This window comes from Shimia sp. MIT1388, assembly GCF_047124445.1.
Lineage (GTDB): Bacteria > Pseudomonadota > Alphaproteobacteria > Rhodobacterales > Rhodobacteraceae > Shimia.
Genome location: NZ_CP138921.1, coordinates 2434064 through 2451426 on the forward strand (window position 1 = coordinate 2434064; position 17363 = coordinate 2451426).

Here is a 17363-nt window from a genome sequence, read left to right on the forward strand (position 1 = left end):
CAATACATGAAGGCCCGCCTATTCAGGCGGGCCTTTTTCATTGGGCGTGTGGCGTGGTCTTAGGTCAGCTTCGTCAGCGGCTTTTGCAGCGCGTCAGCCGCCTCCTGATGGGCAGCAACACCCAGCATCCGTTGCGCGGCGACACGTTCCATATCGGTACATTGCATACCTGTGATGCCCTGCGCTTGCGCGCCCTCGCTCACCACCACTTCGACAATTTCATCCACCATAGGGCGCAGCTCTTCGATCATCAGCCGGTCTACAAACAAGGGGTCTGGCCCCAAACCGCTTGTCCCCATGGCTGTCTCGGGCGCATGGTCCGCCACCCAGAGCAGGACAATCTTGCCTCCGATCGTATTCAGCAACAATTTCATACGTGCACTCCACGCCATGCGCAGTTCGTCCCGCACCATGGCATAACGATCCGGCGCTCGCGCGCACAGTGTACCCAGCATATGTCGGGTAAAATGGAACTCGCTAAAGTCGATCTCGTTGAACACCATCTGCATCATGTTGGAAGCGCCAATAAAGCGGTCGTTCCGACGCGGGTGCACCTTGTAATACCGGTTGGACATATTCTGCGCGCCCATGACCTGCACCACGGTCACTTCGGATTGCTGCGCAATGTGCAACACCGACGGCTCCGCAAGAAACGCGTCGATACCCGCATTCACATAACCAAAGTTCACACAGTTGATCGGCAGCGCCTCATCCAGCAGGCTGACAAATGGCTGCGGCACAAACTTGCCGTAGGTTTCCGTACCCCCGAGAAACGCAACAAAGGGCTCGTCGAGCGCCTTCTGAGGGCCACGAAACAATAATCGCGATTCCCCATATTGGCACGGCTCATAATTGAGCTCGGTGCCAGACATCTTTTCGTAAGACATTTTCTCACCACTAGTTTTCTCACCCAGTAGATAGAATCGCCGAAAGCCCTTGCGAAAAAGCTAATGCGCGATTTTGTGGCAAGTTTTAGGGGCCTTATCCACTTGCAGCTCCTACGCGCGCAGGCCTATGGTCAGCCAGGGATTTTGAGAGGATTTCACGTATGGACATCAAGTCGATTGGCGTCGTTGGAGCAGGGCAGATGGGCAACGGTATCGCGCATGTGATGGCGCTGGCTGGATATGATGTTCTTCTGAATGATATCAACCAGAACGCGCTTGAAGCGGCCGTTGGGCGCATCGACAAAAACCTCGAACGGCAGGTGAGCCGCGAGATGATTTCCGCGGAAGAAAAAGCCGCCGCAATGGGACGGATCGAGACCACATTGGAGCTGCCAGCGCTTGGCGGAACCGACCTCGTGATCGAGGCGGCCACAGAGCGTGAAGAGATCAAGCATCAAATTTTTGATACTTTGAAGCCCCACCTTGGCCCCGATACCCTGCTCACGTCCAACACGTCATCAATTTCCATCACGCGACTCGCTTCTCGGACCGATCGCCCGGAGCGCTTCATGGGGTTCCACTTCATGAACCCGGTGCCGATGATGAAACTGGTCGAGCTGATCCGCGGCATCGCCACTGACGAAGACACTTACCAAACTTGTCTGGGCATCGTTGAGCGCCTCGGCAAAACCGCTGCAAGCGCCGAAGACTTCCCGGCCTTCATCGTGAACCGCATCCTAATCCCGATGATCAACGAGGCCTGCTACACGCTCTATGAAGGCGTTGGTAATGTGGCCTCTATCGACAACGCGATGAAACTGGGCGCTAACCACCCCATGGGGCCGCTGGAGCTGGCCGACTTTATTGGCTTGGACACCTGCCTGGCGATCATGAATGTGCTGCACGACGGCCTGGCAGACACCAAGTACCGCCCCTGTCCTCTGCTTACCAAATATGTTGAAGCGGGATGGCTTGGCCGCAAAACCAAACGCGGCTTTTACGACTACAGAGGCGACGCACCGGTACCAACGCGCTAACCCAAAAACAAAATTAAAAACGCGAGGCCTAAACCTCGCGTTTCTTGTTGTAGTCAACGGAAGCGAATTTAAGCGTTCTTTCCGAGGTCCAACGTGTGCTGGCGCAGCCACGCCATAAATCCGCGCGGGTCGGATTGAAGCTGCTCCATTTGCTCATCTGTCAACGGCGCCCCAACAATGGGGGCCTGTGGCTTGTCGCAGGACCGCACAATCTCATGTAGCAACAACCCTTGCCGCAGAATTGGCGATAGCTTGTTGGCAATCTGATACGCACGGCTGTTTTGACCAGGGTAGAAAATCGGGACCACGCGTGCGCCGGACCGGCGGATCATCTGCGCGGTAAAGACGTTCCACTCTTGTTCAATGGCCGGACCAAACCAAGTGTCCGAACTCATGACGACGCCCGAGGGGAACAGTGCAACGACGCCCCCTTCTTTCAGATGCGCCATCGCCTTGCCGCGCATCTCAACCATTTTGCGCTGCGCGTCGGGGTCATGCGGAAAGGGTACCGGAATCATAAAACTAGACGCAGCTTCATCAAGGCCGGTCAGCACGGAGCGCGTCAAAATGCGATAATCTTGGCGTACACGGCCGATCAAATCCGCAAAAATCATGCCGTCCACCATCCCGTGCGGGTGATTGGCCACAACCACGACCGGACCTTCTGACGGAATGTTCTGGAGTTGCTCGAGCGGCGTTTGCAGCTCAATACCCATCACGTTGAGCGCGCCACGCCAGAACTTCTGGCCGCGGTATTTCTCATTGTCGCGTTCAAACTTGTTGACCATGCGCAAAATTTTTAATTTGCCGGTCATCCACTCGATCGCGCGAATTGCAAACGAGGTCCAGCGGTCATCAAAAGAATTGGCATAGGTCAACGTGCGGCGATCATAGACCTGACCTTCCGTCTCTGATGCAGGCTTTGCGACCTGCGCCTCTGGCACCGTATCTACCAAATTCGTCTTCCTACGCCGCGGCCCTTGTTAGAATCCTTCGCCGAACTTGTCTGCGACAAGCGCCTCAATGGCATCGACCAAGGCCTGTGCATCCGGCCCGCTGGTTTCCACTGCAATGCTGGTACCCTTGGAGGCCGCCAACATCAGCAACCCCATAATACTGTCACCACCCGCACTCAAGCCATCCTTTGACACTTCTGCCGAAGCGTCAAATCCCTCGACAACCTCAACAAGCTTTGCGGATGCGCGTGCATGCAGACCTTTTTCATTCACGATTTGCATCGTGCGTTGGATGACATCACTCATCTGCTTACCCTGTTTGAATATTTTGGCTATCGATATATTTGCGGCCAGCTTCCAGCGCCGCTCTGACCGCATCGGCTACGTCCAGGTGGCGGCTTTTGGCCAATTTAATCAGCATCGGCAAATTTGCACCATAAAGGATGCGCCGATTGGCCGGGGCACAGGCGCGCAAACTCAAATTGGATGGCGAACCGCCAAACATGTCTGTGACAACAACAACGCCGTCTCCGTGGTCCACTGCGTCAGCTGCGGCACAGATTTCACGCTGTTTCTGGCTGCGATCATGATCGGGCTCAATAGTAATCGCGCTGACACCATTTTGGGCGCCAACGACATGTTCCATGGCAGCCAAATATTCATTGGCCAAACCACCATGTGCCACGATCACGATACCGATCAAGCTATCTATTCCCCATCTTCTGCGATCTGCGGACGCGCGCCTAGCACTGCCTACCGATTGAGTTCGCGATGTCTTATAGACACCCGCCAGCCCCTATTTGCAAGGGATTCGGCAATTGTCTCGGTCAGGAATACGGACCGGTGTTTGCCGCCAGTGCAGCCAAAAGCGACGTGAAGATGGCTGCGTCCCTCGCGGACATACCCTGGCAACGCGTGCTCTAGCATCTCTTTCAGGTTGGAAACAAATGGCGCATAGCCCGGATCGGTCGCGATATAGGCACCAACAGGCCCATCGCCACCGTCCATCGCGCGGAGTTCGGCCTGCCAATGCGGATTATGCAGGAACCGGCAATCAAAGACCAAATCCGCCCCTTGGGGAATACCACGTTTGTAGCTGAAAGACTGAAGCGTCAGGCCAATCGCTTGATCATCTTGTGGCGCAAACCTGCTTTGGACCGCGTGGCGCAACTCATGAGGGGTTAACTCGGATGTCTCAATCAACACTGTGGCCCTGCCCCGCACCTCTTGTAGCAACGACAGCTCAGTCTCGATTCCCGCGTTGGGATCTTCCTGCCGATCCAGAGGGTGGCTGCGCCGGGTCTCGTTATAACGACGGCGCAAGACTTCCGCGCGGCAATCCAGGTACAACAACTCAGGCGCCACATTGGGCAACTCATCCACCAGCTCCAACGCGTCCAGGATGGCCGCTGGCGAGAAGTCTCGATTGCGGACATCCAGGCTCAACGCCATAGGCCGCTTGAGCGGCTGACCGGACAAAAGTCTCGGCAACAAGCCCAAGGGGAGATTGTCGATGGTTTCAAACCCCGCATCCTCTAGCGCTTTGATGGCCGTAGAGCGGCCGGCACCGGATGGGCCGGTGAGCAGCACCAAAGGCACTTTGTCCTGCGCGATGTCAGAGGGCATTTACGCGTTCCTTCCATGACGCAATAGCTGCAACACGGCAGCCGCAAAATAAGGCGCGTCTACTCCCCAAAGCATAGGCAGCTCTTGCCCTAGAACTTGAACTTGCCTTGGGTGCGGCAACCTCTGATCTTCAGTTTGGTCCAAGTCGATCACCAGAGACAGAGGAATTTTCTGCACAGGCTTAGCGCGCAAAATTCCCACTGACCTGGCCTCGATCAATCCACGAGTGGTGTCAGGCGCTGATGCTAGGAGGCGCCCCTCGGAGAGCTGAACAACGGTTTGGTCATCCGAAACTAACTCCGCACCATACGCCATGAGTTGTAGCGCCAGGCTGGATTTGCCGCTGCCCGCAGCTCCCCTAATAAGAACGGCGCGCCCGCCATCAGCCACGCAGGACGCATGCAACAGGGTTTCTTCAACGGCGCTGTCCAACTGTGCAGAGAATAGATCGTCCGCCTGCGTCATGGCCTACACCGGCAGCCCCACAACAAAACGCGCCCCGAGCGGCTCCGAGGTCACATCCGCATCGGTTGGTCGGATGTTTTCCGCCCAAATGACACCGCCGTGCGCCTCCACAATTTGCTTAGAGATGGCCAGCCCCAAACCGGAGTTATTTCCGAACTGCGATTCAGGCCGATGTGAATAGAACCGGTTGAAGATCTTGTTCAGTGCCTGTTCCGGAATACCGGGGCCGGTATCCTCCACAACTACCAAAACCCGGTTTTCGCGCTTGCGCGCCCACACACGGATCGCGTCGCCATCCTCACAGAAACTGATCGCATTGGTGATCAGGTTCACAAAGACCTGCGCCAGGCGGGCTTCAAGGCCTGTGATGTCAATCGGCGCATCAGGCAAGTCCGTGATGAAGTCGATACCTTTGCCTTTGGCATCCTCGCCCAAATACTGCGTCAAGTTGCCAACCATCCCAAGCAGGTCGAAGGTCTCTTCTTCTTCCTTGACCAACTCGCTGTCTAGGCGCGATGCATTGGAAATATCGCTCACCAACCGATCCAAGCGGCGCACATCATGCTCGATCACATTGAGCAGCTTTTCCCGGTGTTCTTCCTTTTTGACCATGCGGAGCGAACCAACCGCAGACCGCAAAGAGGCCAATGGGTTTTTGATTTCATGGGCAACGTCTGCCGCAAACTGTTCGTTGCTGTCGATCCGTTCATAAAGGGCCGAAACCATGCCGCGCAAAGCCCCGGACAAACGTCCAATTTCATCAGGGCGCGCCGTCAAATCCGGAATACGCACACGGCCCGGGTTCACTTTCCGACTGTCGCTGTCTCTGCCAAGCTCTGCCGCAGCGGCCAGATCAGAAAGCGGATTGGAAATTGTAGACGCCAGCACCATGGACAGGCCCACCGACACCACCGTGGCGATCAGGAACATCTGCAAGACGCGTTCCCGCTCGGAACTCACCATGCGATCAAGTTCACCGGAGGCACTGGTCAACACCACCGCCCCTACAACACTGTTATTCTGCTCTATTGGAACGGCCATTGCGAACACATGTCCGCCATCAGCCGCAACAAGCGTCTCCAAGGTTTCCTTACCAGACACTGCCGCCTGTGCCATCGCTTGCAGTTGACTGTTCAGTTGACCTGCCGAAGCTTCTGCAGCACCGTCTTTGCCGGAAATCGAGCTCCAAATCTTGTTGAGCGCGGATGTGAGTGGCGCGCCTTCTGGACGCTCAGCCAAAACTTCGGCCGCCTCCGCAGAGGCTTTGCCTTCTTTACTGCCAGCCGTTTTGCCCGCCGCGTCATAGACATGCACGGTTGTGCCAACTTGAAGCGGCAACTTGTCCAGCGTTGCGCCAACATCAACACCATCATTTGTGGCGAGGTTGACTGGCGCGCCTGACGGCAATTGCGCTTCAAAGGCGCCGGCAATCAGCCGGGCCTCGGTCACAAGCCCAGTGGCGCGCTGCACCGCAAAGCTGTCACGGGCGCTGTTGAGAAATAGAATACCTGCGACCAACACCAGGAGTGCGATCATATTAAAGGTAATGATTTTGCGTGTCAGCGGGGACTTCCCCAGAGGCAAAAGCCGGCGACGTTCGCGCCGGCCTTGCAACTCTTCTTCGACGTTGGCTTCAGGGGCGACCCAATCATCGCCCAAAACAACGTCCCCGTCCCGCCCTTGGGCCATGTCTTGCACGTTGGTCCTTCCGGCCTTGTGTCGTTACTCTTCGTTGTACCTATAACCGATGCCGTACAGCGTCTCAATTGCGGAGAAGTCGCGGTCTACGGTCCGCATTTTCTTGCGAAGGCGCTTGATGTGGCTGTCGATCGTGCGGTCGTCAACATAGACCTGATCGTCATATGCGACGTCCATCAATTGATCGCGGCTTTTCACAAAGCCGGGCCGCTGCGCAAGGGCCTGCAACAAAAGGAATTCAGTCACGGTCAGCGTGACGTCCTGCCCCTTCCAGCTCACCGAATGGCGCAGTGGATCCATGGTTAGCTCACCGCGTTCCATGATTTTGGTATCTTCGGTTTCGCCAACAATATCGCCATCAACGGCTTCCTGGCGGCGCAGCAGCGCGCGAATGCGCTCCACCAGCAAACGCTGGCTAAACGGCTTCTTGACGTAATCGTCTGCGCCCATGCGCAATCCCAGAACCTCATCGATCTCATCGTCCTTGGAGGTCAGGAAGATCACCGGCATGCTGGTCTTCTGGCGCAAGCGCTGCAACAGATCCATACCGTCCATGCGCGGCATCTTTATGTCCAGGACGGCCATATCCGGGAGTTTCTTGTTAAATGCATCCAGCGCTTGCTGGCCGTCATTATATGTCTCGACTTCAAACCCCTCTGCCTCAAGGGTGATAGAAACCGACGTCAGGATATTCCTGTCGTCATCCACAAGGGCAATTTTCGACATGGGATCGGTCCTTATTACTGCTCTTATTATGTCTGTTTTTTGCGGCATTATGCGCAATTCAGACTGGGGCAATCAACGTAAAAGTGCGATTCGGGTAACAAACCGGACTTATTTGGCCAGAAATTCCTTGAGCAATGGCTAAATTGTCTCACTTTTGGCGACAATCGCAGCACCCCCTTTCCTATCGGAACGCTTGATTGCGCTAACCTGCATTTGGTTGCGCTAACTGCGCCAAAGCGTCCTGTTCTTATCAATAATTGGCATGGTATGAGGCCCTTGTCGCACTTCGGGGTGTTTTGATGCGCAAGAATATTTCGCCCCGAGGACTTTCAAGGACCGCCGCAACAGGACACGCGGCTACAGGAGTAAGATAATGACATTTGGACGGGTAAACCCGCAATTCCGCCTACAAGATCAAGGGATCGAAGGTCTGGGAAATGTCTATTACAACTTTATGGAGCCCGCCCTCATCGAGTCCGCGCTGAAACGCGGCGAGGGTACTCTGGGCAACGGCGGCACCTTTTTGGTGAGCACCGGCGAATTCACTGGCCGCTCTCCTAAGGATAAATTCACCGTCCGCACCCCGATGACTGAGGACACCATCTGGTGGGAAAACAATGCCCCGATGGAATCCGACGCCTTTGATCGCCTGCATGCCGATATGCTGGAGCACATGAAAGGCCGCGACTACTTTGTGCAGGACCTGACCGCAGGCGCAGACCCGACCCACGCCATCAACGTGCGCGTCGTGAACGAACTGGCATGGCACAACCTCTTCATCCGCCACCTGCTGCGCCGTCCGGATCGTGACACGCTGGACAGCTTTGTGGCGGATTACACCATTATCAACTGCCCAAGCTTCAAAGCGGATCCTGCCAAACACGGGTGCCGGACCGAGACTGTGATCGCTGTAAACATCGAGAAGAAGATGATCCTGATCGGCAACACCGAGTACGCCGGCGAAAACAAGAAATCCGTCTTTGGTCTGCTGAACTACCTGCTGCCAGAAAAAGGCATCATGCCGATGCACTGCTCTGCCAACCACGCCAAAGACAACCCTGTCGACAGCGCTGTGTTCTTTGGCCTGTCCGGCACCGGCAAAACCACGCTCTCCGCTGATCCGAACCGCACACTGATTGGCGATGATGAGCACGGCTGGTCCGATCGCGGCACCTTCAACTTCGAAGGCGGTTGCTACGCCAAGACCATCGGCCTGAACCCTGAAGCCGAGCCGGAAATCTACGCCACCACCAAGATGTTCGGCACCGTCATCGAGAATATGGTTTTTGACGAAGAAACCAAAGAGCTCGACTTTGAGGACAAGAGCCTCACCGAGAACATGCGCTGTGCGTACCCGCTGGATTCGATCCCGAACGCGTCAGACAATGGCCTTGGTGGTCACCCCAAAAACGTGATTATGCTGACTTGTGACGCCTTCGGTGTGCTGCCTCCGGTGGCCCGCCTGACACCGGCGCAAGCAGAGTACCACTTCCTATCCGGCTTCACTGCCAAAATGGCTGGCACCGAGCGCGGTTTGACCGAGCCGACTCCAGCCTTCTCCACCTGCTTTGGCGCACCGTTTATGCCGCGTCGCCCTGAAGTTTATGGCGCACTGCTGCGTAAGAAGATCGCTGAGTTTGGCACCACATGCTGGCTGGTGAACACCGGCTGGACCGGCGGCGCTTATGGCACCGGCTCCCGCATGCCAATCAAAGCGACCCGCGCGCTGCTCACTGCGGCCCTGGATGGCTCGCTGAACCACGTTGAGTTCCGCAAGGATGCCAACTTCGGCTTCGAAGTTCCGATCTCCGTGCCAGGCGTAGACGACGCCCTGCTGGATCCACGCGGCACATGGGCGGACAAAGACGCCTATGATGCGCAAGCAGAAAAGCTTGTCGGGATGTTTGCTGACAATTTCGAGCAGTATCTGCCTTACATTGACGCCGATGTGAAAGCAGCGGCCATCGGCTAAAAGCAGACATCGCCCAAATGCAAAAAGCCCCGACAAACGTCGGGGCTTTTCTTTTTACTCAAGCGCTGCGTTGTCCCTTGTGCCACGCTGACCGCAAGGCAGGCACGCCTTCGGTCAAACGGAAGCGAATGAGGTCCGCCTGAAGGCCAACTTGCAAGCGCCCGCGATCCTCCAGGTTGGTGTATTTGGCAGGGGCGGCTGTCACAGTGTGCAGCCCCTTGGCCATATTGCCCCATTCGTTGCCCAGCATAACCGCGCCAAGCAGCAGGGAAGACGGCACATAGTCCGACGAAATGATGTCGAGCAGTCCTCGTTGCGCCAGTTCCATCGCCGCGACATTGCCGGAATGGCTGCCCCCTCGCACCAGATTGGGCCCGCCCATGATATTGGCGATGCCATGGGCATGATTGGCTTGCGCCGCCTCAACCGTTGTCGGGAACTCTGCCAAATGGATACCATAGCCCGCAGAGGTGGCCACTTGGCCTGCTGTCGTATCATCATGGCTCGCCAACACAGCACCAAAACGCTGGGCCGCTGCCACCGTCGCTTCTTCATGGGCCTTGCCAAACCGGTCGTGCAGTCCATAGAGAAACTGCACGTACTCCCCAAAGCCTTCCGCATCCATCGCGTATTTGCCACGCACGTAGGCTTCAAATTTCGAGATATCCGTGAATTGCCGCTGACCAGGCGTATGGTCCATCAGGCTGACAATCCCAACCCGATCATCCGGACCAAATTCGGCCAGTTCCTCGACCAGGGTCTCCGAACAGGTCTCCGCCCGCAGATGCAGGTGATGGCTGATCCGCAAGCCCCCACTGTCGCGCATCGACAGAATTTCATCGGCCACAGATCGCGCGTATTTGCCGTAGTTGCGCCGCTCATCAGACAGGATCGAACCAACCCGCAAAGCGTCAAAGACCGTGGTGATACCGACACTTGCGAGCTCCGCATCATGCGCCACAATCGCGGCCTGATGGGGCCAGTCCACTTTGGGACGCGGCTTCATATGGCGTTCCAGATTGTCAGTATGCAGCTCCACCAGCCCTGGCGCTACAAAATCCCCTTCGCAGTCCTCCGCACCGTTCGGCACCGAAGTGCCCTGCGCAATGTCCGCAATTTGCCCGTCCCTCACCACAATGGACCCCGTCACGGTTTCCTCAGGCAAAACAAGGGTGGCATTTGCAAGTATCATCTCTTGTGTCATGTGGGTGTCACGCATTGTTGGCATTCGCTGTCAAAAGGTTGAAAGAGGCACCATGCAGTTTCAAAGATACGGCGTATACTACACTCCGCGCCCTGGCGCACTGGCGGATTTCGGGAAGTCTTGGTTGGGGTGGGACCCTGTCAAAGGAGAGGCCGTAGCCCATCCAACAAAAGAGGGGCTTCCTCGGCCGCTGGCCGACATCACGGCCACGCCGCGCAAATACGGGCTGCACGGCACTATTAAGCCGCCATTCTTTTTGGCGGATGGCACGGAAGCTGATGCTCTCGCGGCGCGCTTTGATGCAATCTGCGCCACTCTGGCGCCGGTCACGTTGGACGGCCTCGTCTTGGCCCGCCTTGGCGGCTTTATCGCGCTGAAAATTGATGGAGACCAAACCCCGCTGGCCAATCTCGCGGGCGCAGTGGTCCGAGAGTTGGACGCATTTCGGGCGCCGCCATCTGACGCCGAACTGGCGCGGCGTCGCAAAGCCAACCTGACGGCGGCCCAAGAGACGCTGCTGGCGCAATGGGGCTACCCCTATGTGATGGAGGAGTTCCGCTTTCACATCACCCTGTCCGGCCGTCTTGGGCGAGATGTCGAGGCCACCATGAACACCCTCGCGCCGCACATCGAGCCGCTTCTGCCCCGCCCCTTTGAGGTCGACAGCCTGACGCTTGTTGGGGAAGACACCAACGGGATGTTCCACGAAATTCATCGTCAAGCCCTCACCGGCTGAAGTGCAGTCAAAGCTTTCTCGACCGTCTCGCCCAGCGGCCCATCATTGGCAATTTCTATCACATCAGGGCCTTGCGGGCGCAGGCTGCCTGCGCGCTCCAAACGCGCGACAATCTCGGCGGAGGTTTCCCGCCCCCGTGCCGCCAAGCGGGCAGCGAGCGTCTCCGTTTTAGCCGTCAGTGAAAGGACGGTGAAATCGCTAAACGCCGTTCGCGCCTGACCCAAAACACCCCGTGACAGGTTCACCAGGACAATAGACGCCACTGGATTTTGAACTGCGGCACGCGGCACGCCATAGCGCAAACCATGCGCCGCCCACCAAAGCTGAAACGCGTCTTGTGCGATCAGGCCATCAAACTCGTGGTCTGTGGCCCCAATCGACCTTTCACCGCCCGCGCCCGCCGGGCGCGTGATCACCCGGCGCACGAGTTTGATGTCCTTGCGCAACGCGGCCATGGCCTCCATCACAGAGTCTTTTCCCACGCCTGAGGGGCCAACAACGCCCACAACCTGAGCCATTACGCAGCCACTCCGGGTGTGAAAACGGCGACGTCAATCTCTCGATCACAAACGCGCTCTCGTGCCGCTTCGTCATGGAAAATTCCAACAATCGCCGCGCCACGCGCTTTGGCCTCCTCAATGAGGCTCACCACGGTTTCGCGATTGGCGGCATCCAAACTTGCTGTCGGCTCGTCCAACAACATCGCCGGATAGCCGTGCGCAAATCCTCGTGCGATATTCACACGTTGCTGTTCACCACCAGAGAAGGACGTCGGGGACAAAGACCACAACCGCTCCGGAATCTTGAGCCGCGCCAACAGGTCTCGCGCCTGGTCTCGGGCCGCTTCAGTCTCAACGCCAACTGCCAACAAAGGTTCGGCCACCACGTCCAAGGTTGGCACCCTTGGCACGACACGCAGGAACTGACTCACATAGCCCAGTACCTCCCGCCGCAGCGCCAAAATCTCACGCGGCTCTGCGGCAACCACATCCACACCGTCCATCACAATGGAACCGGCGGCAGCCAGATAGTTGCCGTAAATCATCCGCATCAAGGTGGATTTTCCTGCCCCTGATGCTCCTGTCAGGGCCACACATTCGCCGCGTGCCACCGAAAGCTCAGCCGCGTCCATCACCGGAATAACGACCCCGCCCTGATTGTGCAGAGTGAAGGTCTTGCTCAGATTTTTGATCTCAATCATCAGTTTTTCTTTCTCAAAACCTATAGGTCATACTTGCAAAACCGAGCTGACCAGCAGCTGCGTATACGCATGTTGCGGATCGTCCAGCACCTGATCGGTCAGGCCGGTTTCCACCACATGGCCGTCTTTCATCACCATCAAGCGATCGGCCAGAAGCCGAACCACCGCGAGGTCATGGGTCACAATGATCGCACTCAACCCCATCTCACGCACCAATCCGCGCAGCAGATCCAAAAGCCGCGCTTGCACGGAGACGTCCAGGCCACCTGTTGGTTCATCCATGAACACCAGCCGCGGACCGATCACCAGATTGCGCGCGATCTGCAACCGCTGCTGCATACCGCCGGAAAACTGCGTTGGCCGGTCATCCACACGGGTCTCGCTGATCTCCACGCGGCCAAGCCAATCCACAGCCTCTTCCCGGATGTTGCCATAGTGACGCGCACCCACCGCCATCAGCCGCTCGCCCACGTTACCGCCTGCGCTCACGTTCATGCGCAGCCCGTCACGGGCGTGCTGATGCACAAAGGCCCAGTCCGTGCGGCTCAACATCCGGCGCTCCGGTTCACTCATCGTGACTGTGTCACGCATGGCGCCATCGCGCATTTCAAACAGAACCTCGCCGGTATCCGGATCAAGATGCCCGGCGAGGCAGTTGAGCAGAGTCGACTTGCCTGACCCACTCTCCCCAACAATTCCCATGACCTCACCTGGGTAGAGGTCAAAATTCACGTCCTTGCAGCCGATCCGGTGGCCGTAGAACTTGCTGATGTTCTCAACTTTAAGAAGCGGCGTCATGCGGCTGTCTCCTTCAACGCAGCACTTGCAGCTGCGGCTTGCACGCCGACGTGGCCGGCCTTGCGGCGGCTGGCGCAATAATCCGTGTCCGAGCACACAAACATCCGGTTGCCCGCGTCATCCATGATGACCTCATCCAAATAGCTGTCCGTGGCACCGCACATGTCACAAGGATGGTCAGCCTTGCTGGCCTCAAACGGGAAGTCCTCAAAATCGAGGCTCACCACTTTGCAATAGGGCGGCAGCGCATAGATCCGCTGCTCCCGACCAGCCCCGAACAACTGGATCGCGGCCATTTCCATCTTTGGGTTATCAAACTTCGGGATCGGGCTTGGGTCCATCACGTAACGGCCTTCGACCTTCACCGGATAGGCGTAAGACGTGGCAATGGCGCCGTGCTTGGCGATGTCCTCATAGAGCTTCACATGCATGAGGCCATATTCCTCGAGGCTGTGCATCTTCCGGGTTTCAATCTCCGAAGGCTCCAAAAACCGCAGCGGCTCTGGAATGGGCACCTGGTAGACAAGGATTTGATCCTCGCGGAGGTCTTCCTCGGGGATGCGGTGGCGGGTCTGAATGACGCTCGCGTGCGCCGTCTCTTCGGTGGTGTCCACACCGGCGGTTTTCTCAAAAAACTTGCGGATCGAAACGGCATTTGTGGTGTCATCCGCGCCCTGGTCGATCACCTTCAGCGTGTCGTCCGGCGTCAGAGTCGCCGCTGAAACCTGCACGCCGCCGGTACCCCAGCCATATGGCATCGGCATTTCGCGGCTGGCGAACGGCACCTGATAGCCTGGAATGGCGAGACCTTTGAGGATTGCGCGCCGGATCATGCGCTTGGTCTGTTCATCCAAGTAAGCAAAGTTATAGTCAGACATGACGCGCCCTTTCCGGCGTAAGCATTTGCATGACGAAAGATGGGATATGAGCGAAGACACTTTTGTGAACCTCGCCTCGATTGTGTTTGGCACTGTGCTGGTGGTTGGCGCGCTGTGGCTCTCGCTGCGTGGCCCCAGCAAAAAGCGCAAGCACCCGGTGCAAAAGCGCATGGATGCGCGGCGTGACAATGACCGGAACGTGCCGCCGGATACCTTTTAATCTCAGCATCATTCCGCCGCCGCCTTTACCGGTGCCACGTTTTCCATCGCTTCACGCCGCAGCTTGCGGATCAGTTCCAGTTCGGATTGGAAGTCCACGTAGTGTGGCAGCTTGATGTGCTCCAAAAAGCCCGTCGCCTGAATGTTGTCAGCATGATAGAGCACAAACTCTTCATCCTGCGCCGGTGCGCCAAGATTGTCTTCGCCCAACTCTTCCCAGCGCAGCGCCCGATCCACCAATGCCATCGAAATCGCTTTGCGTTCGGACTGCCCAAACACCAGCCCATATCCGCGGGTAAATTGTGGCGGCTCGGTCTTGGAGCCCTGAAACTGGTTCACCGTCTCACATTCGGTTAACTCGATCTCGCCAACCTCAATGGCAAACCCCAGTTCAGGGATCTCCATCTCGACAGGGACCTTGCCGATACGCAACTCGCCCACAAAAGCGTGGTTGCGCGCATATCCACGTTGCGTGGAATAAGCCATGGACAGCACAAAGCCTTCATCGCCGCGCGTCAGCGCTTGCAGCCGCAGCGGGCGATTGGCGGGCAATTCCAGCGGCTCCCGCGTCAAATCGCCAGGGACATCTTCCGAGTCCACTTCCGTCTGGATCAGCCCCTCTTTGTTGAGAAATTCCGTGATATGCGGCGTCGGCTCTGCGCGTGCTTCACCGCGCTCAACCGCGGGAGCCTCGCCTTCAGCGGCCAGCGCAAAATCAAGCAAACGGTGGGTGTAGTCAAACGTTGGCCCCAAAACTTGCCCGCCCGGCGCGTCTTTGAAGGTTGCCGAAATCCGGCGATCACAGGCCATATCCGCGGTTTCTACCGACGCTGAGGCCCCAAAGCGGGGTAAAGTGGTGCGATAGGCGCGGATCAAGAAAATCGCCTCGATCATATCGCCCCGCGCCTGCTTGATCGCCAGCGCCGCCAGATCCGGATCATACAGCGATCCCTCCGCCATCACCCGGTTCACCGCAAGGCTCAACTGTTCGCGGATCTGCGCAACGGACAGTTCCGCCACATTCAGATCTCCACGGCGTTCTTCGGCCAGCCACGCATGCGCATTGTCAATCGCGCGCTCGCCGCCTTTCACTGCAACATACATTAGGCTGCCTCCACTTTTGTTGTTCTCGGCAGCGCAGATACCTGATCTCCGCTGGTGAAGAAGAAATCGAGCCCCAGTGGGAAGAGCTGCGCATTCATCTGAAACGCTTCTGCCTCAGGCAAAGCCATCACTGCGGTTGCCTTGATGCCAGGTCCGCGCAATGTTGCTCCCGCGGCCCCAAGTGTCTCGCGCTCCACAATCAATGTCGCTGAACGATCCGGATACTCCGGCGTACCAATTGCAAAACGGTTGAGCGGCGCAAGCGTGTCCCAATCGCCCACCGCAAACATCGCATGTGTGGCCCCTACGATGGGCGCTCCAATGTGGAAAGCGACCCAGTCCCGCACTTCCTGGCAATCCCAGTCGCCAGCCAAATGCAGCGGCGTGTCTGGATCACAAAGCGTCAGGATCAACGTCCCAGCGGCCGCCGACATCGGTGAAGGCGGCTCAGCGCCTTCCAGGGTTTCGATCGTGCCTGGCCGTGCCATCACATTCATCGCCGCGCGAAACGCATGTGCGGCATCCACCGGCGCATCGGCAAATCCGCCTTTTAAAACATCTGCGTTCATCAGTCCTCTCCCCGCACCATGGTGAAGAAGTCCACCTTTGTGGCCGCAGCCTTCTCCGCACGCGCGGTCTTGGCCTCTGCAAGCTCATCGCCCAGCGGCTTCAGGATCGCGGCTTCCGCCGCCGCCGCTTCCGGCCCCTGCATCAACGCATCCACCAGCGCGGCAATCTCTGCCTTCTGCTTGTCACGTCCCTGCACATAGCCGTGCCCGACCTCGCCACTCTCTAGCTGCAAGGTGCAGCGCGTCAGCGTCATTTCGCCAAGATTGAAGGGCGCGCCAGTGCCTCCCAGGCGGCCCCTCACCATGCTCGCGCCAATTTCCGGCGCGCGCAGCCAGTGGAATTTAGGGGCGGCACCGTATGCCTGCCAAAGCGCATTCAATCGATCTACGGGCGCCTTGGCGAGCAGCGACATCCAGGCGCGTCTGTTATTTTCTGCGGTCATCTAGACACCTTGTGAATTTGTCTACTTTCCTATACAACTAGACAAATCCTAGCTGTGCGATGCGAGTCGCGCAATCCTGAGGCCCATGAAATTTTCATGACACAAAGCAGACCTTGACCATCCCATGACCGCCAAACGCACCCCAATCTGGCAATCGATTGCCGCTTCTCTGACGGAAGACATCACCGAAGGCCGCTACGCCCCCGGAGAAAAATTACCCACCGAAGCAGAGCTTTCCGCGCGGTTCGGCGTCAACCGCCACACTGTGCGGCACGCGATAAAATCCATGTCCGGAAATGGCTTAGTGCATGCGCGGCGTGGCGCAGGTGTCTTTGTGGCGCAAGTGCCCACAGACTACGCCATCGGCAAGCGTGTTCGCTTCCACCGCAATCTGGAGCAAGCGGGCCGACTGCCCGGCAAGGAAGTCCTGCATCTGGAAACCCGCACGGCCGACGCTGCGGAAAAAGAAGCGTTGAAGCTCTCCGAAAACGCGCGTGTGCATGTCTATGACGGGCTTTCACTTGCGGACGACCAACCCATCGCCGTGTTCCGCAGCGTCTTCCCCGCCTCGCGCTTTCCGATGCTCACGGACCAACTGGCTGACCTACGGTCGGTCACCGCGGCTCTCAAAGCCAACAAGGTCCCGGATTACACCCGCGTTTGGACACGGCTCACGGCCAAACGCGCAACCGCGACACAAGCACTCCATTTGCGCCTGAACGAGGGGGATCCGATCTTACGCTCTATCGGCGTAAACGTGGATGCCAATCAGTCTCCAATCGAGTTCGGCACCACATGGTTCGCCGGAGACCGGGTCACACTCACCTTGTCAGAGTCCTGACAG

At 57.6% G+C, this 17363-nt stretch carries 21 protein-coding genes; 5 read left to right on the forward strand and 16 right to left on the reverse strand.

Going from position 1 to position 17363, the window contains the following annotated elements; all coding sequences use genetic code 11:
• Positions 1–59: 59 nt before the first annotated feature.
• On the reverse strand, positions 60–887 hold the full coding sequence (locus SIB92_RS12150; RefSeq protein ID WP_412552304.1) for a DUF6473 family protein: 828 nt from the start codon (positions 885–887) through the stop codon (positions 60–62).
• 161 nt (positions 888–1048) lie between these two features.
• On the opposite strand from SIB92_RS12150, the gene SIB92_RS12155 reads away from it, so the two are divergent.
• Positions 1049–1924 carry a 3-hydroxybutyryl-CoA dehydrogenase gene (locus tag SIB92_RS12155; RefSeq protein WP_412552305.1) on the forward strand — a complete coding sequence of 292 codons (876 nt, stop codon included), beginning with the start codon at positions 1049–1051 and terminating at the stop codon, positions 1922–1924.
• A gap of 68 nt (positions 1925–1992) precedes the next feature.
• On the opposite strand, the gene SIB92_RS12160 is transcribed toward SIB92_RS12155, so the two are convergent.
• The 7 genes from SIB92_RS12160 to SIB92_RS12190 are packed head-to-tail and all read right to left on the reverse strand — an operon-like array spanning position 1993 to position 7395.
• Positions 1993–2880, reverse strand: coding sequence for a lysophospholipid acyltransferase family protein (locus SIB92_RS12160; protein WP_412552306.1), 888 nt, complete (start codon positions 2878–2880; stop codon positions 1993–1995).
• Positions 2881–2907: 27 nt separating this feature from the next.
• Positions 2908–3186 carry an HPr family phosphocarrier protein gene (locus SIB92_RS12165; protein WP_412552307.1) on the reverse strand — a complete coding sequence of 93 codons (279 nt, stop codon included), beginning with the start codon at positions 3184–3186 and terminating at the stop codon, positions 2908–2910.
• Between the two features lie 4 nt (positions 3187–3190).
• Positions 3191–3583, reverse strand: coding sequence for a PTS sugar transporter subunit IIA (locus SIB92_RS12170; RefSeq protein WP_294119483.1), 393 nt, complete (start codon positions 3581–3583; stop codon positions 3191–3193).
• Positions 3584–3633: 50 nt separating this feature from the next.
• Positions 3634–4506, reverse strand: a complete 873-nt coding sequence (gene rapZ, locus SIB92_RS12175) for an RNase adapter RapZ (protein WP_412552308.1) — start codon at positions 4504–4506, stop codon at positions 3634–3636.
• The gene (locus SIB92_RS12180) at positions 4507–4971 is read right to left on the reverse strand and encodes an HPr kinase/phosphorylase (protein ID WP_412552309.1); all 465 of its coding nucleotides are present in this window, start codon (positions 4969–4971) and stop codon (positions 4507–4509) included. It abuts the gene before it with no gap.
• A gap of 3 nt (positions 4972–4974) precedes the next feature.
• On the reverse strand, positions 4975–6660 hold the full coding sequence (locus SIB92_RS12185) for an ATP-binding protein (protein WP_412555832.1): 1686 nt from the start codon (positions 6658–6660) through the stop codon (positions 4975–4977).
• 33 nt (positions 6661–6693) lie between these two features.
• Complete coding sequence (locus tag SIB92_RS12190; RefSeq protein WP_294119486.1) at positions 6694–7395, reverse strand: response regulator transcription factor; 702 nt, start codon at positions 7393–7395, stop codon at positions 6694–6696.
• Positions 7396–7768: 373 nt separating this feature from the next.
• Between SIB92_RS12190 and SIB92_RS12195 the strand changes: the two genes are divergently transcribed.
• A complete protein-coding gene (locus SIB92_RS12195) occupies positions 7769–9367 on the forward strand; it encodes a phosphoenolpyruvate carboxykinase (RefSeq protein WP_412552310.1) in 1599 nt (532 codons plus the stop codon).
• A 58-nt stretch (positions 9368–9425) separates the two neighbouring features.
• Here SIB92_RS12195 and SIB92_RS12200 read toward each other — a convergent pair whose 3' ends face one another.
• A complete protein-coding gene (locus SIB92_RS12200) occupies positions 9426–10571 on the reverse strand; it encodes an alpha-D-ribose 1-methylphosphonate 5-triphosphate diphosphatase (protein ID WP_412552311.1) in 1146 nt (381 codons plus the stop codon).
• Between the two features lie 52 nt (positions 10572–10623).
• On the opposite strand from SIB92_RS12200, the gene SIB92_RS12205 reads away from it, so the two are divergent.
• Positions 10624–11307, forward strand: coding sequence for a DUF1045 domain-containing protein (locus SIB92_RS12205; RefSeq protein ID WP_412552312.1), 684 nt, complete (start codon positions 10624–10626; stop codon positions 11305–11307).
• Here the strand turns inward: SIB92_RS12205 and SIB92_RS12210 are convergent.
• The 4 genes from SIB92_RS12210 to SIB92_RS12225 are packed head-to-tail and all read right to left on the reverse strand — an operon-like array spanning position 11289 to position 14184.
• Positions 11289–11825, reverse strand: a complete 537-nt coding sequence (locus SIB92_RS12210) for a phosphonate metabolism protein/1,5-bisphosphokinase (PRPP-forming) PhnN (RefSeq protein ID WP_412552313.1) — start codon at positions 11823–11825, stop codon at positions 11289–11291. The genes SIB92_RS12205 and SIB92_RS12210 overlap by 19 nt on opposite strands.
• Entirely contained in the window at positions 11825–12508 is a 684-nt protein-coding gene (gene phnL, locus SIB92_RS12215; protein WP_412552314.1) for a phosphonate C-P lyase system protein PhnL, read from the reverse strand. Before phnL ends, SIB92_RS12210 begins: the two co-directional genes overlap by 1 nt.
• A gap of 27 nt (positions 12509–12535) precedes the next feature.
• Entirely contained in the window at positions 12536–13306 is a 771-nt protein-coding gene (gene phnK / locus SIB92_RS12220) for a phosphonate C-P lyase system protein PhnK (RefSeq protein WP_412552315.1), read from the reverse strand.
• Positions 13303–14184 (reverse strand): alpha-D-ribose 1-methylphosphonate 5-phosphate C-P-lyase PhnJ, encoded by an 882-nt coding sequence (locus SIB92_RS12225; RefSeq protein WP_412552316.1) that lies wholly within the window; start codon positions 14182–14184, stop codon positions 13303–13305. The genes phnK and SIB92_RS12225 overlap by 4 nt, the downstream gene beginning before the upstream one ends.
• A gap of 46 nt (positions 14185–14230) precedes the next feature.
• Between SIB92_RS12225 and SIB92_RS12230 the strand changes: the two genes are divergently transcribed.
• On the forward strand, positions 14231–14404 hold the full coding sequence (locus SIB92_RS12230; RefSeq protein WP_412552317.1) for a hypothetical protein: 174 nt from the start codon (positions 14231–14233) through the stop codon (positions 14402–14404).
• Positions 14405–14412: 8 nt separating this feature from the next.
• On the opposite strand, the gene SIB92_RS12235 is transcribed toward SIB92_RS12230, so the two are convergent.
• Genes SIB92_RS12235 through phnG form a run of 3 tightly spaced genes read right to left on the reverse strand, consistent with a single transcriptional unit; the run spans position 14413 to position 16519 of the window.
• Positions 14413–15507: a carbon-phosphorus lyase complex subunit PhnI gene (locus SIB92_RS12235; protein WP_412552318.1), complete on the reverse strand. Its 1095-nt coding sequence runs from the start codon at positions 15505–15507 to the stop codon at positions 14413–14415.
• Positions 15507–16076 carry a phosphonate C-P lyase system protein PhnH gene (gene phnH, locus SIB92_RS12240; RefSeq protein ID WP_412552319.1) on the reverse strand — a complete coding sequence of 190 codons (570 nt, stop codon included), beginning with the start codon at positions 16074–16076 and terminating at the stop codon, positions 15507–15509. Before phnH ends, SIB92_RS12235 begins: the two co-directional genes overlap by 1 nt.
• Positions 16076–16519, reverse strand: coding sequence for a phosphonate C-P lyase system protein PhnG (gene phnG / locus SIB92_RS12245; protein ID WP_412552320.1), 444 nt, complete (start codon positions 16517–16519; stop codon positions 16076–16078). Before phnG ends, phnH begins: the two co-directional genes overlap by 1 nt.
• Positions 16520–16643: 124 nt before the next feature.
• Between phnG and phnF the strand changes: the two genes are divergently transcribed.
• Positions 16644–17360 (forward strand): phosphonate metabolism transcriptional regulator PhnF, encoded by a 717-nt coding sequence (gene phnF / locus SIB92_RS12250; RefSeq protein WP_412552321.1) that lies wholly within the window; start codon positions 16644–16646, stop codon positions 17358–17360.
• Positions 17361–17363 lie beyond the last annotated feature (3 nt).